The sequence below is a fragment of the Emticicia sp. 21SJ11W-3 genome (genome assembly GCF_024138715.1).
GTDB lineage: Bacteria > Bacteroidota > Bacteroidia > Cytophagales > Spirosomataceae > Emticicia > Emticicia fluvialis.
In genome coordinates this window covers 751178-765373 of record NZ_CP092074.1, presented here as the reverse complement: position 1 = coordinate 765373, position 14196 = coordinate 751178, and the positions used below count along the sequence as shown (strand labels likewise).

Genomic DNA, 14196 nt, shown 5'->3' with positions numbered 1-14196 from the left:
AGTGTTTTGAATAGAATTTCAGAAAATTAAGTTTTATCGCTTTATCTTGCAAAACAATTTATAAAAGATTGCACAATGCCTACGAAACCTCAGCTCAAAACCGAAATCCTCGCCGGTGTTTCTACTTTTCTGGCAACTATGTATATCATTGTGGTAAACCCGGCTATTCTGAGCCAGGCCGGTATGCCGTTTAACGGTGTGCTTACTGCCACGGTTCTGCTCTCGTTTTTCTGTAGCCTGATGATGGGTATCTATGCCCGAAACCCCATTGTGGTAGCGCCCGGAATGGGCATGAATGCCTTTTTTACCTTTACAGCCGTAAAAGGCATGGGTATTTCGTATCAGGTGGCACTGGGGGCGGTTTTCTGGGCAGGTGTACTGTTTTTGTTTTTATCAGTTTTCAATATCAGGTCTCAAATTGTTAAGGCTATTCCCAAACCTTTGCGCTATGCCATTTCGGCAGGTATAGGGCTGTTCATTACACTTATTGGCTTTGCCAATGCCAAATTTATTGTACCCAATCCAGCCACCATCATTGGCATCACTAACCTGCACAACCCTATCATTATCACTTTTCTGACAGGCCTTGCCATTACCATGGTTTTACTGGTAAAGCGTGTGCAGGGCGGCATTATTATGGGTATTCTTGCTACCACCCTGCTGGCCATACCTGTAGGCCGTTGGTGGGGCGATGCCTCAGCCATTAATTTCGGGCAGGCGACACTGGTAACCTGGCAGGGAGTATTTGCTGCGCCTGATTTCAGTTTATTATTTCAGCTAGACATAATTAATTCACTGAAAATAAGCCTCATACCGGTCATATTTGCTTTTGTTTTCACCGATTTGTTCGATAGCCTCTCTACCTTTGTAGGAGTAGCCGAAGCTGCTGATTTATACGACGCAGATGGAGAACCCCGCAATATTAAACAATCATTATTAACAGATGCAGTGGCTACCACACTGGGTGGGCTACTAGGCACAAGCCCGGGTACGGCTTATATTGAATCTGCCGTGGGTATCAGCCAGGGAGGGCGCACGGGTATAACCGCCATAACTGCCGGCATACTGTTTTTGCCCTTCATGTTTTTGTCTCCTCTGCTTAGCATCATTCCGGCCATTGCTACGGCTCCTGCGCTGATAATAGTCGGTGTTTTAATGATAAAACCCATTATTAAAATAAACTGGGATAAACTTGATGATGCTATTCCTGCCTTTCTGGCTATGGTACTGATTCCTTTCACATACTCTATTACGCAGGGAATCATCTGGGGGTTTCTGTCATGGACCATCATTAAGCTGATTACCGGAAAGTCGAAGGAAGTTTCGTATACATTAATAATAATAGATATTTTCGCACTTTGGGCCTTGTATCTGGGTCATTAATACCGCATAAAATGAAAAAGAGTTCTGTTTATTTACTATTGCTTACTGCTTTTCTCAGCATTTGTGCCCCTCAGTTGGCGGTAGCGCAAAAAATTGCCATTCTGGGCGCCATGCCTGAGGAGATTCAATTGCTGGAATCGCAATTGACGCGGGTTCGTACAAAGAATATACTCGGCTTTCAGTTTAAAACCGGAAAACTAAACGGCAAAAAGGTAATTCTTACCGAAACAGGCATCGGAAAAGTAAATGCAGCCGTTGTTACTACTTTGATAATCAGAGAGTTTCGTCCGCAATCGATTATTTTTACGGGTATTGCCGGGGGAATTAGCGAAAACCTTAATCAGGGCGACATTGTCATTGGTAATCGTCTGACTTACCATGATTACGGCCGGTTAACCAATGAAGGCTTAAGCACCAATGCCACACGCAACCCGATAACCAAGCAGTTGAACCCGGTCTATTTTTCCTCTGACTCGTTATTGGTTTCTAAAGCCATACAGGCATCAGGAGATATCCGCTTACTTAAAATCTCAACAGATAGCCCACAACCAACGGTATCGGTGGGAACTATTGTAACAGGAGACACCTTTGTTACTTCAAGCACGGCAGTAAGCCTTTTTAAGAAAACCTTACAGGCCGATGCCACCGAAATGGAAGGTGCTGCAGTAGCACAGGTTTGTTATCAGCAGAATATCCCGTTTCTGATTATCAGAAGCATCAGTGATAAAGCCAATGAAAAAGCATCGGTAGACTTTCAGACCTTTAAAAAAATTGCCTCCGACAATTCGGCAACCCTGGTAAAGGAGATATTAAAAAAATTATAAATATTACATGACCTACGATTTCGACGAACTAATTGACCGCACACAAACAGACAGCGCCAAGTGGAAAAAATATGCGGGAAAAGACATTATACCTCTATGGGTGGCAGATATGGACTTCAAGGCGTCGCCGGCCATATTACAAGCGCTTGATAAAGTAACCAGAGAAGGAGTAATTGGCTATTGGCAGATACCAGACGAGCTGGTGGAGGTAACTCTGAAACGACTGGAAGAACGGCATAACTGGAAAGTGCCTAAAGAATGGCTGGTATGGCTGCCCGGAATGGTACCCGGCCTGACACTGACCTGTATGAGCGTAGGTAATGACGACGACGAGGTTATAACCACTGTACCCGTTTACGGGCCATTCATGAAAGCGCCCGTTGCTGCCCGTAAAAAACTGGTAAAAGTACCCTTGAAAGAAGAAAATAACCGATGGACGTTTGATTTTGAAGCCATAAAGGCAGCCATTACTCCGCGCACCCGGATATTTATGTTGTGTAATCCTTATAACCCGGGCGGTACGGTTTTTTCTAAAGAAGAACTGCAAACACTGGCAGATATTTGCGTAGCGAACAATATAGTGATTTGCGCAGATGAAATTCATTGCGATCTGATACTGGACGAAACCAAAAGGCATATTTCAATTGCCACGCTTAGTCCGGAAATTGCAAAGAACACAGTTACCTTACTGGCTCCCAGCAAAACCTTCAATATTGCAGGTCTAGGCTGCTCTTTTGCGGTTATTCCTGACGATAAATTACGAGCCAGATATGCTGATTTAAGATATATTCTTGAACCTATGGTGTCTGCCTACGGCTATGAAGCTGCACTGGCAGCATACCGCGACAGCGCCGACTGGCACCAGCAATTGCTGGCTTATCTGCGCAAAAACTATGCGTATATTCTGAAAGAAATGAATGCCTTCAAGGGCTTTAAAATGCTGCCTTTAGAGGCCACTTACCTGGCCTGGATAGATGTACGCGAGAGCGGGATTGAAAATCTGGCTCAAAAACTGGAAGATGCCGGGGTTGGTATTTCGGAAGGTGAATTCTTTTTTGACGGCAAAGGTTTCATCCGTCTTAATTTCGGCACACAAATGAGCCGGCTGGTAGAGGCTGTAGAACGAATGAAGCGAGTTCTGGAAAGAAAATAGGCAATCTGCCTGACAATTGAACTGGTAAGGCAGGCAGCTATTAAACTGCTGTTGAAGATAGTTTTCTCTAGCCAAACACTATGTGGCTTACAAGAAAACTATCTTCTTTTGTTAAAAACAGTGCCTTGTAATTTACTCAGCAAACAGCTTTATAAATTCGGGATACCACTTATCAATCTTTTCTTTCGGATACGCCTGACGGATTTTAAGAAGATTTTCCGAGAATAATTTCATTTTTGTAAAACCCCTTTCAGTCATTATTGAAATAATATCTTTGTTAACCTTTTCAAAGGTGGCTTGGTCATACTGGTCTTTGCAATAAAGCACATAAACACCATAAGTCATATATTCATTAAAAACACTAACAGGCTTAGGATAAGCAAATATTCCTTCCACTTTTTCATCTACCCAGGTTTTTCGGTCTGCAAAAATTTTATTGATAAGGTCTTTGTTAGCCTCTGTCGGGGCATGAACGTAATTATGGTCAATTTCAGTAAACATGACCCTGGTGTTCAGCAACTCGTTTTCAAGAGGTGTAAGATTCGGATAATTATCAACAGGTGGTAGATTCATGTGAATCAACGAAAAATTATTGTTGTCAAATTGTCCCGTATAATTCAATCCGTTTATTAACGGAGAGCACAATATAATGTAACTGTCTTTTTTTGTTTCAAAATTATTTTCTAACCATTTCCATTGTCTTCCGAGATTAGCATTTTTTTCATAGTCAGAAATAATTCCTGCATAAAATGGCTGATGATTAGAATAGAATTTTCTGAATTTAGATTTTTTTGCAAAATCTTCTATATCCTTTCTATACCTGGTAATCGGATTTTCATCAATTTTCATATTGGCCACGCCGGTAGCCGGAAAAATGAAAACGTCACTTTTTACAAGTTTATTCCCTTTGAAATTATATGAAATTGCGTTTCCTGTAAGAAAAATATAATTGAAGATAGAGGAGACCATTAATGAATCAAAAGTCTTGATAATTTTTTCATTTTCGTATGGCTTAAAATAAGTACGTAGGTCCTGATAATACTGCCCTTTCTGCTGAACCATATCATCGTTTTCTTTGCCGGTATTGGTAATGGCAACCATGATATTAATCAACTCTTTTACTTCGTTGATTTCAATTTTATATTTCCCCTGATTTTCTTTTTTGAATTTCTCTGAAAAATTTACTTTATCCTGCGCAAATGAAGTGAACGAAATGACAATCATTAAGATTGAAAAAAGATTTTTTCTCATAATTGAGTAGAATTCTATTGTTGATGAATGTGAGTGGATTAAACTAAATTGCACTCATTGTAAATCGATTTCGTTTTAATCAGAAGTTCCTGTGCAATTTTTTCAGGGGCGAAATTACAAAAAAAGATAAAGTACACAACATAGATTGCCCTTTTGAGCACTATTGCAGGTGTTGTTCTCCTACCCACGCGCGTTGGTATTATTAAAATTTATCAGCTGTAAATTACCGTATTTCTTTTCTTATCAGTTGATTAGCCTTTCTTAAATCCGCTTCGCGTTTTCAGGGTACAACCTTATATTTTTGTTACTAATGCCAATAGTATCTTTAAAGTCAAGTATAAAATTACCCGTAGTACATTTGTAGAGACATGCTTCATTTATCCCGATTTTCACCAACAAAAGCAATGAAAAGGGTTATTGGCACATAAAAGAAATTGTTCTTCCAGATAGCAAACACAGAACGTTATATTGGAATTTCTGATGTACTACGGGTTGAAAAAATAAATTCAGAAGCACTATAAATGGCCCTCTGCTAAATTAATAACCTATTTTTCGGGTGTAAACTGGATTATTTCAGCCATTGCATTTCTTGCCAATGTCCAATACTCAGTTTCATCTATACCTATCAAATCAAGCCCTTTGTGCAGGTAAACCACAGCATTTTTTGTGTCTCCTAAATTTTTATAACACAACCCTATTTTCACGTAAGCTATGTTTCTATTAGCCTTGCACTCATTAGCTTTTCTTTCAAATTGTACGATAGACTTTATTTTAAAAATCGAAAATCTATTTTTTTCATCATAACTGGCAGAATAGTACGGCTCAACACATTGTGATAGCAAATTTGCAAGCCAATTTACATTTTTAGAGTAAGCCTCATAAGCAGTGACTGCTTCCTTCCACGATTGTGCCTCATATAAGGCATCTGCTTTCTTTTTCATTGCATCTACACTAGCAATGGTAGGCACACCATACTTTTCTATCATCTCCAATTGCCTTGATATATCCATAGGGTCAGCCTTAACTTTAGGTTCTTCTTTAGTCTGAGCAAATACTGATGCGCATAGGCACATCAAAAACACAATAATCAGAGTCCTTTTCATTTTACATTAAAGTTTAAAATTGTATTAAGAGTTAGTTTTGTTTACCAGAAAGGTTTTGCAACTGCCCCGCCAAGATAAAGAATTTAAACACTCTTTTGAAAAATATGTTGTGATGATATCTTTAATAAATTGTAGTTGTTTGGCAGCTTAACTTCCTGTTTTAAATTTGGCCTTTAATTGCATTATTTTTATTTATTCTGAAGTTTGAGATGACTATCATCAGCCACAAAACTCAGAGAAAATAATCATAAAACCGGTAATCTTATTCTGATTAAATCAATCCCAAGTCCGCATGCACGAAATTGAACCCTTTTATAACTGGCAAAGATATTACCTGTCGGAAGAAGACGAAAATTCACCCTTTTATGGCCGCACGTATGGTATTGAATACGAGGATACCATATATGGTTATTATATTGACCCTAACTGGGACTCTATTGGCTCAGAAACACTGTATTGTAAAATTCTGATGGCAGATTATGAACATCATTATGCCATTATTGAAGTATTCGGCGAATGGAACGACACACTTCATAATGATGTCATGTTTCTGAAAAGAACCGTAGTAGACCATCTTACTAAGAAAGGTATTAATCAATATATATTGATTGGTGAAAACCTGTTACAATTTCATGGTGGAGAGGAAGACTACTACGAAGAATGGTTTGAAGACGTAGAAGATGGCTGGATAGCCGCCGTTAACTTCAGGGATTTTATTCTTGACGAGTTCAGACGTTACCATCTGGACTCTTACATCAATTTCGGAGGAACACTACAGGTCGGTAACTGGCGGACTCTAAAGCCCCACCAGTTTTATGATTTAATAAAGGGTTTGATTATGCGGAGGTTGGCGTAAAAGAAAAAGGATGGAATTTTATTCCACCCCTTGTTGATTACTTCATCAGTTTTCTGTCTTTCAGCCAGTCTTCCATGCGGTTGGCCCATGTTTCTACTGGGCCTCTTCCTTTTTTCTTTAATCCATAGCCATGGCCGCCTTTTTCATAAATGTGCATTTCAACAGGCACTTTATTTTTTTTGCAGGCCAGAAAATACGCAATACTGTTTTCAGGCTGTACGCCGTCATCGGTAGTGCTGATTAAAAATGTGGGAGGGGTATCTTTGGTTACCTGTTTGTCGTTTGAATATAGTTCAATTTTATCTACCGGCGGGTTCTTTCCAATCAGGTTGTCTCTTGAGCCCATGTGCGTAAACCTGTCGCCAAATGATATAACAGGGTAAATGAGCAGAGAAAAATCCGGACGCACACTTACCGATGGGTCGGTAAGCTCTCCTACCTGGCTTGTAAAATGCGTAGACGCCGTAGAGGCCAGGTGCCCCCCTGCCGAAAAGCCCATAATACCTATTTTATCGGCGGCCACTCCATACTTAGCGGCATTTTTACGTACAATTCTAATGGCCTGCTGGGCATCCTGTAAAGGTCTGATCTCGTCGTTATCAAACAACTCTTCCTGCGGCAATCTATATTTCAACACAAAGGCTGTCATGCCTCTGGCATTAAACCATTTGGCAATATCGTAGCCTTCGTGGTCTATGGCAAGAATACCATAACCACCACCCGGGCATATAATTACGGTTGCATCGGTGGTTTTCTTTTTGGCAGGATAAACAATCAGAGCGGGCTGGGTAATATCTTTTACACGCGTGATGCCGTCGGTGGTTTTAGAGTCCTCCGGTACTTGCTTTTTTAAGCCGGGTACTGCATCAGAATACAGTAAAATAGTTTCGTTCTGGGCATAAAGATTAGACATAACAGCCGAGGTAAATAGCATTAAAAACAATTTTTTCATTGAGCAATTTTTAATTGGTTGTTTAACAGACGGATAATTTACAAAGTTGGAAAAAAATATTGTTTCTGATACTTTTCTACTAATATTGTAGAGCTATTTCTTTCACTATGCTTCCCGAATACGAAAACTACCTTCAGTTTATTCTAAAACTATCTCCCTTATCGCAGGAAAGCATCAATGCGCTTGTTCCTTTCTTACATCAGAGAACCTTCAGCCGGAAAGACTTTCTTGTTTTGCAGGGCAATGTATCTGATGAGCTTCATTTTATCATTTCAGGTTCTGTAAGAGAGTATTTTGAAGACGCCAATGCCAATGAAATAAACACCTGGTTTGGCTTCGAAAACGCAATCGCCATTTCAACCCATAGTTTTTTCTCTCAAAAACCCAGCCTCACGCACATTCAGGCGCTGGAAGACACCAGAACAATTGTTTTGAAGTATGATGATATTCAACAACTATATGGCAGGTTTCATGAAATAGAGCGATTGGGCCGTATAATAACCGAGCAATATCTGGTGCAAATAGAAGAGATGAAGATTATTCTGCAAACGCTTACAGCCAGGCAACGTTACCAGTACCTGCTGCAACACAAACCCGAATTTGTGCAACGCATACCGCTTAAGTATCTGGCTTCATTTTTAGGCATCAAGCTGGAAACCCTCAGCCGGGTAAGAGGGCAGAAAGATTAACAGCACAACTTCTTTATTTGAGCAGCCTTTAATTATTTGACATTTATCAAACAATTATATCCCGAAAAAATGCAAGATTTGGAATCTGTTCATTCAATCCTAAACAAAATGAAGAAGACTGCCTTTTTTATAACTACCCTAATGGCTTGTTCGGCTGTTGTCTATGCGCAAAAAGATATTCAGAAACGCTACCAGACACAGTTTATTATGGCTGAAAACGGCTCTACTATTGAGCTGGACGAGGGTTCTTTCACTTTCACGGCCAGCCTTTCTATGGAAGGTAAGAAAAACATCATAATCAAGGGAAAAGGGAAAGATAAAACCATTTTGTCTTTTAAAGGGCAGACCGAAGGTGCAGAGGGTATTCGTGTGTCAAATGCAGAAAATATTATTATACAGGATCTGACCGTGCAGGACAGTAAAGGAGATGCCGTAAAAACCATGAACGTAAAAGGCATTACTTTCAGAAACGTAAAAACCGAATGGACGGGTGGCCCCAAAAAAGAAAATGGTTCGTATGGCCTATATCCGGTACAATGCGAAAAAGTGCTCATTGAAGGCTGCGAAGCCATTGGCGCTTCTGATGCAGGTATTTATGTAGGGCAATCGAAAGATATTATTGTCCGTAAATCGCGTGCTTTTCGTAATGTGGCAGGCATAGAAATTGAAAACTCGCTCAATGCAGATGTGTATGAAAACGAAGCCACTGAAAACACAGGCGGTATTCTGGTATTTGACCTGCCAGACCTGATTCTTAAAAAAGGTGGTTATACCCGTGTGTTCAACAACAATATTCACCATAACAATCTGCGCAATTTTGCCCCGAAAGGTAATATTGTGGGTAAGGTACCTGATGGCACAGGAGTGCTGATTCTGGCTGCCAATAATGTGGAAATATTCAATAATCAGATTATAAATAACAAATCGGTAAGTACTGGCATTATCAGTTATTTTACTACCGAAAACCCCATAAAAGACCCAACTTATTATCCGTATCCGGTGGCCATCAATATTCATGACAATGTTTTTGAGCGCCAGCATGTAAAGGCTACCAGTAAAGGGCGTTTCGGACAGATGTATCGTTTTAAACTACGATTCGGCAAAAATGTGCCGCATATCCAGTGGGATGGCATTGTTGACGCCAAAAATAATCAGAAAGTTTTGTGTATTAAAAACAATAAAAATACCTCTTTTGCCAATCTTGATGTGGAACATAATTTCAAGAATGTTTCACGCGATGCCTCAGTTCATAACTGTTCGCTGGAAAGTCTGAAAGTGGCCTCAATTGATTAATTATTTTTTTCCGACCTAAGCGTTTGACCTCTCTTTCTTTAATGCACAAAATTGTTTTTTTACTCCTGGCACTTGGCATTTTTGCTTTTACTTCTTTGAAGCAGGAAACTGCAACAAAAGAGGTAAAGGCAAGCATGCCCAGGGAGAAACTATCAGATTATCATTTTTTTGAGGGTAACATGGCTGCTCAGAAACCTGCGGCAGGTGTAGTACCCTACTCTTTAAATACGCCCTTGTTTAGTGATTACGCCGAGAAATTGAGATTCTTAAAACTACCCGAAGGTGCAAAAGTGCCTTATAATGCCACAGAAGTGTTAGATTTCCCGGTTGGTTCAACCCTTATAAAAACGTTTTATTACCCCAACGATTTCAGAAATACTGATAAAGGCAGAAGAATTATGGAAACCCGCCTGCTGATACATGAACCCGATGGCTGGAAAGCACTGGCTTATGTATGGAACGACGAGCAAACAGAGGCTTATCTGGAGGTGGCGGGTGACACCAAAGAAGTAAGCTACATTGACCTGAACGGTAAAAAGAAAAAGCACGAGTATAGCGTACCCAACCTGAACCAGTGCAAAGGTTGCCATAACCGAAACGAGGTGATGTCGCCCATTGGGCCTTCTGCCCGGCAACTTAATGGAAGCTACAAAGCATGGGGAACAAAGGAAGAAACTGAAAACCAGCTTATTGCCTGGCAAAAAACAGGAGAACTGCAGCATTTGCCTGCTCTTGAACTGGTACCCAAAGCGCCGGTTTGGAATAAACCTGAAACCGGGACCCTGGACGAAAGAGCCAGAATATGGCTTGACATCAATTGTGCCCACTGCCACCGATTAGGGGGCCCTGCGCAAACCTCAGGCCTTAATCTGAGTATACATGAGACCGACCAGCTTGCCTATGGTATCATGAAAACCCCGGTAGCTGCCGGGAGAGGTTCCGGAAACAGGAAGTTTGATATTGTACCTGGAAAACCCGAAGAGTCTATCCTGCTGTATAGGATTGAATCAACCGACCCGGGTGAAATGATGCCCGAGGTAGGCCGTAAAACCAATCACAAAGAGGGCATTGAGCTGATAAAAGAGTGGATTAAACAAATGAAGAAGTCCTGAGCCTTATGCCTGGCTTTCATCCATTATATAAACATTTGTTCGCAAAGTTGTTTTAGAAAGAAATTAGTTTGCTGTACCTGATAAAGTTGAAAACAAAAACGGAGCCTGGTAATACTACCTGCTCCGTTTGTTTTTAAATTTTTACTGCCATTTGAATTTCGGCTACCTTGGCGCTACTTCCTGTCGCTATGCCCTAGCGATTTCGCCGGTGCAATCAGGTCTCTTACCAGTTGCTTTAGCTCCTTTATTTCCGGAAAGTGTCCTTCTCTTTTACGGTCAAAGATTACCTCTTCATTCAATAAAACCTTGAAACTACCGGGCACCTCGCTTGGGCGTAGGCTTACTTCGCCCAGCTCCTCTTCAAAGGTAGTGAGTAACTCTTGTGCCAACCATGCCGAACGCAACAGCCAATGGCATTTCGGACAATATTCCAGTGTAATTTTGGGCTTCATAATTACTAAATTCAACCTTGCCGCGGTTTGAAGGCAAACCGTGGCAGTGATTATTTTTTCAAGGTCGACAGGTATTCTACCAGGTCAACAAGTTCTTGTTTTTGCAACGGAAACTGTGGCATCAGCGACTCTTTGTGTTCTTTGATAGATACAATCTCAGAACGCTTGTATGAGGAAGGGTTAGCGCTGCCAAGCGTTTTCATTGTAACGTCGTTTTCGGTTCTGGTCAATATCATTCCGTCTACTTCAGTGCCGTTTTTAAATTTTACCGTAAAGCCCTCAAAACCGAAACTGATACCCTGACTTGGGTTCAGAATTGCAGAATACAAAGCATCTTTAGATAATTTACTACCAATCTCGGTCAAGGCAGGGCCAAAATTAACGCCTTCGCCCTTACCCACGTGGCATGAAGTACAATACATCTTAAATGCTTCCTGTCCTTTTGATGCATTACCGGTCAGTTTCACGAGGTCATTGATATTACCAACCGACTTATCAACACTTGCTCCGAACATTTTCATGGCCTCTGAACGGATGTCGCCATGCCAGGTTTTCAATAGTATTTTCTGTGCAATCGGCATTACATCTTCGGGCACCTTATTGGCTTTCACCAGATTCCACAGAATCTCTTCACTGTTCCAGCCAGTCATGGCCCACATGGCTCTTTCGCGTACTGCCATGCTCTTCGCTTTATTGTTGTATAAGGTTATCAGATAATCGGTAACTGGCTTTTCGTCAACGCCGCCAAACATATCTATCGCTTTCAGCACTGTTTTTTCATCCTTGCTGGTGGTCAGTTTCTTAAATGCATCCAGCCCATTTAATCTAATCTGTAGTCTGGCTGCCTCACCACCAAATGTTTTGTCGTCCATTACCATATTCACCAAACGAGTTGACTGGTCTTTCAACTGATAACGTTTTACAATATCCAGGTAATCGGAGGGCGATTGAATACCCGCCAGCACTTTAGGCAAAAGCGCAGCATAGCGCGCATCTTTTTTAGCACTTTCAACATCAAGATGCTTAAAAACCAAGGTCATTACATCGGCAGGTGCCTTGCCACCATCCAGCATACCCAGCAGCACTGTGGTTTTTTCCGGATTCGACTGAAAATCAAAAGCACGGAAATATCTTAGTCTGGCCTCGCCTTCTGAAGTTTTGGCTAATTCAGCGAGCCGGTAAATATTGTCGGTCGAGCGGCTTCTCCACACCATATCTTTGGCTTTGGCATCAGATTTCCAGCTTTCGCCTATGTTTTCTATGTATTTGGCAAAAAAGCTATCCCATTGGTTATCGGCAGCAATACCCAGCGCCTCCAGATACCATCGGTCGGTGCCATCGTATTGGTTAGCCAGTGATACCCAGATATTGGCAGCCTCCGGATTTTTACTATGACGAATAGCCAATGCCACTTCCCTTCTGATTTGCGGCGAAGGGTCTTGCGCCAATTTGGTCAGTACTGCAAAATCTGTCATTTTAAGCTCCTGCGCCAAACGCAGACCAACCATGCGTACATCTTCGTTTTTGTCTGTCAGAGCGGCATTAATATATTTCTTCTCTTCGCCTTTTATGTTAGCCAGCAACCATAAGGCTCTGGCGCGTATACGCGGGTTTTCAGAAGTCCACATGGTCTGCAATGCAGGTTCAGCTTTTTCCTGCCATTGGTTTAGTTTTGTCCAGGCCAAATAACGCACAGCCAGATTCGGATTCTGCAGGGCTTTTACGCAGCCTTCAGGCGTTTCAAAATCAAAGACCGGTACCGAGAATTTGCTTCCTTTGGGTGCTACACGATAAATTCGCCCGCGAAGGCTGTCTCCCATGGCATGGCCGCCCACGCCCGGGTCGTACCAGTCGGCAATAAAAATAGAGCCGTCGGGCGCTGTTGTTACATCAGACGGGCGGAACCACTTGTCTCGGGTTGAGCCATCCAGAATATTGTTGATGGTGGCCTTGAATCCAGCGCCACTTTTTTCTACTGCGTAAGAGCGCACAATGTTTGGCCCGGCATCGCAATGAATCATCTGATTGCGGTACTTTTGCGGTAGCAAATCGCCCTCGTAGATAATCATGCCGGTTGGTGAACCTGCCCCTGTCTGTAGCAGATTAGGCACTACGCCGGGGTCATTCAGGTGCCAGTGGCGCAAAGGTATTTCGTTTTCCCAGTTCGTGCGCCGTTCCTGCCAGCTTGCCCCGGTCATTTCATCTTTATAGCCATAGTTGCCATGATCTATTACGTAGTTGATACGCACGCCCTTGTTGCCGTCATCATCGTTATCAGATTGCCACATTCTGCCGTAAGAATCAATGGCTACTTCATAATTATTTCTGAAATTGTGTGCAAGAATCTCCACGTTCGAGCCATCCACATCACATCTGAAAATCTTCCCCTGCTTGTAGCTTGAAAAAGGTCTGCCCAGGTCGTCTTTCAGCTCTACTCCGTTTTTATCACTCAGGGTTTCTATCTCATTACCCCCATTAAAGTACAACTTACCATCAGGCCCAAATGTAAAGGCATGAATGGCGTGGTCGTGCTGTACCCCTTTCAGGTTGGTAAAAATCACTTCCTTTTTATCTGCCTTGTCGTCTCCGTTTTCATCGGTGAACAAAAACACATTAGGGCTACAAGACACAATTACTTTATTGCCCAGCACCGATACGCCTAAAGCCGAGTTAATCTCTTCACCCTGATAAAACACAGTGGTTTTATCGGCTTTTCCATCTTTATCTGTATCTTCCAGAATCAAAATTCTGTCGCCCTTTTTGTTATATGGATTCTTTGGATTTAGCTGATTGCGGTAATTGTAGCCTTCGCAAATCCATACCCTGCCTTTGGCGTCAATATCCATGTTGGTGGGGTTCATCATCATTGGCTCAGAGGCAAAAAGTGTTACCTCCAGTTCAGGGTCGGCCAGTTTTACGCCATCCAGTGCATATTGCACTTTCCGTTTATCTTCTTCTGTCAGTTTGGCATATTCTTCGTCTGAGAGTTTCCCTGAGTCTTGCCTAAAGGCAACTGATAACAATAGAACAGTGATAGAAAAAATGATTGATTTTTTCATTGCAGGTAAATACATTGTTAAAGGCTTTGAATAGATACTTTAAAAGTACGGAATTGGTGTCAATCTGAC

At 41.7% G+C, this 14196-nt stretch carries 12 protein-coding genes; 7 read left to right on the top strand and 5 right to left on the bottom strand.

What is annotated here, in order from left to right:
• The first annotated feature begins 75 nt into the window (after positions 1 to 75).
• The 3 genes from MB380_RS03175 to MB380_RS03165 are packed head-to-tail and all read left to right on the top strand — an operon-like array spanning position 76 to position 3360.
• Positions 76 to 1383 carry an NCS2 family permease gene (locus MB380_RS03175; RefSeq protein WP_253533258.1) on the top strand — a complete coding sequence of 436 codons (1308 nt, stop codon included), beginning with the start codon at positions 76 to 78 and terminating at the stop codon, positions 1381 to 1383.
• A gap of 11 nt (positions 1384 to 1394) precedes the next feature.
• On the top strand, positions 1395 to 2207 hold the full coding sequence (locus tag MB380_RS03170) for a 5'-methylthioadenosine/adenosylhomocysteine nucleosidase (protein WP_253533256.1): 813 nt from the start codon (positions 1395 to 1397) through the stop codon (positions 2205 to 2207).
• Between the two features lie 7 nt (positions 2208 to 2214).
• On the top strand, positions 2215 to 3360 hold the full coding sequence (locus MB380_RS03165; protein WP_253533254.1) for a MalY/PatB family protein: 1146 nt from the start codon (positions 2215 to 2217) through the stop codon (positions 3358 to 3360).
• A 132-nt stretch (positions 3361 to 3492) separates the two neighbouring features.
• Here MB380_RS03165 and MB380_RS03160 read toward each other — a convergent pair whose 3' ends face one another.
• Complete coding sequence (locus tag MB380_RS03160) at positions 3493 to 4611, bottom strand: DUF4932 domain-containing protein (RefSeq protein WP_253533231.1); 1119 nt, start codon at positions 4609 to 4611, stop codon at positions 3493 to 3495.
• Positions 4612 to 5156: 545 nt separating this feature from the next.
• The gene (locus tag MB380_RS03155) at positions 5157 to 5714 is read right to left on the bottom strand and encodes a tetratricopeptide repeat protein (RefSeq protein WP_253533229.1); all 558 of its coding nucleotides are present in this window, start codon (positions 5712 to 5714) and stop codon (positions 5157 to 5159) included.
• Between the two features lie 292 nt (positions 5715 to 6006).
• Here MB380_RS03155 and MB380_RS03150 point away from each other — a divergent pair, with 292 nt between their 5' ends.
• Positions 6007 to 6570: a hypothetical protein gene (locus MB380_RS03150; RefSeq protein ID WP_253533227.1), complete on the top strand. Its 564-nt coding sequence runs from the start codon at positions 6007 to 6009 to the stop codon at positions 6568 to 6570.
• Between the two features lie 37 nt (positions 6571 to 6607).
• Here MB380_RS03150 and MB380_RS03145 read toward each other — a convergent pair whose 3' ends face one another.
• A complete protein-coding gene (locus MB380_RS03145) occupies positions 6608 to 7522 on the bottom strand; it encodes an alpha/beta hydrolase (protein ID WP_101727273.1) in 915 nt (304 codons plus the stop codon).
• A 107-nt stretch (positions 7523 to 7629) separates the two neighbouring features.
• Here MB380_RS03145 and MB380_RS03140 point away from each other — a divergent pair, with 107 nt between their 5' ends.
• From MB380_RS03140 to MB380_RS03130, 3 genes are all read left to right on the top strand, one after another.
• Positions 7630 to 8211, top strand: a complete 582-nt coding sequence (locus MB380_RS03140) for a Crp/Fnr family transcriptional regulator (RefSeq protein WP_101727272.1) — start codon at positions 7630 to 7632, stop codon at positions 8209 to 8211.
• A 108-nt stretch (positions 8212 to 8319) separates the two neighbouring features.
• Positions 8320 to 9504 (top strand): parallel beta-helix domain-containing protein, encoded by a 1185-nt coding sequence (locus MB380_RS03135; RefSeq protein ID WP_253533225.1) that lies wholly within the window; start codon positions 8320 to 8322, stop codon positions 9502 to 9504.
• A 41-nt stretch (positions 9505 to 9545) separates the two neighbouring features.
• Positions 9546 to 10616, top strand: a complete 1071-nt coding sequence (locus MB380_RS03130; RefSeq protein ID WP_253533216.1) for an SO2930 family diheme c-type cytochrome — start codon at positions 9546 to 9548, stop codon at positions 10614 to 10616.
• A 173-nt stretch (positions 10617 to 10789) separates the two neighbouring features.
• Here the strand turns inward: MB380_RS03130 and MB380_RS03125 are convergent, their stop codons facing one another.
• Positions 10790 to 11068: a SelT/SelW/SelH family protein gene (locus MB380_RS03125; protein ID WP_253533214.1), complete on the bottom strand. Its 279-nt coding sequence runs from the start codon at positions 11066 to 11068 to the stop codon at positions 10790 to 10792.
• A 50-nt stretch (positions 11069 to 11118) separates the two neighbouring features.
• Complete coding sequence (locus tag MB380_RS03120; RefSeq protein WP_253533212.1) at positions 11119 to 14127, bottom strand: PVC-type heme-binding CxxCH protein; 3009 nt, start codon at positions 14125 to 14127, stop codon at positions 11119 to 11121.
• Between the last annotated feature and the right edge of the window lie 69 nt (positions 14128 to 14196).

Coding starts and splice junctions, on each gene's coding strand:
- MB380_RS03165 (WP_253533254.1), top strand. CDS start 2,215: ATGACCTACGATTTCGACGAACTAATTGACCGCACACAAACAGACAGC.
- MB380_RS03175 (WP_253533258.1), top strand. CDS start 76: ATGCCTACGAAACCTCAGCTCAAAACCGAAATCCTCGCCGGTGTTTCT.
- MB380_RS03155 (WP_253533229.1), bottom strand. CDS start 5,714: ATGAAAAGGACTCTGATTATTGTGTTTTTGATGTGCCTATGCGCATCA.
- MB380_RS03170 (WP_253533256.1), top strand. CDS start 1,395: ATGAAAAAGAGTTCTGTTTATTTACTATTGCTTACTGCTTTTCTCAGC.
- MB380_RS03160 (WP_253533231.1), bottom strand. CDS start 4,611: ATGAGAAAAAATCTTTTTTCAATCTTAATGATTGTCATTTCGTTCACT.
- MB380_RS03135 (WP_253533225.1), top strand. CDS start 8,320: ATGAAGAAGACTGCCTTTTTTATAACTACCCTAATGGCTTGTTCGGCT.
- MB380_RS03150 (WP_253533227.1), top strand. CDS start 6,007: ATGCACGAAATTGAACCCTTTTATAACTGGCAAAGATATTACCTGTCG.
- MB380_RS03130 (WP_253533216.1), top strand. CDS start 9,546: ATGCACAAAATTGTTTTTTTACTCCTGGCACTTGGCATTTTTGCTTTT.
- MB380_RS03140 (WP_101727272.1), top strand. CDS start 7,630: ATGCTTCCCGAATACGAAAACTACCTTCAGTTTATTCTAAAACTATCT.
- MB380_RS03120 (WP_253533212.1), bottom strand. CDS start 14,127: ATGAAAAAATCAATCATTTTTTCTATCACTGTTCTATTGTTATCAGTT.
- MB380_RS03125 (WP_253533214.1), bottom strand. CDS start 11,068: ATGAAGCCCAAAATTACACTGGAATATTGTCCGAAATGCCATTGGCTG.
- MB380_RS03145 (WP_101727273.1), bottom strand. CDS start 7,522: ATGAAAAAATTGTTTTTAATGCTATTTACCTCGGCTGTTATGTCTAAT.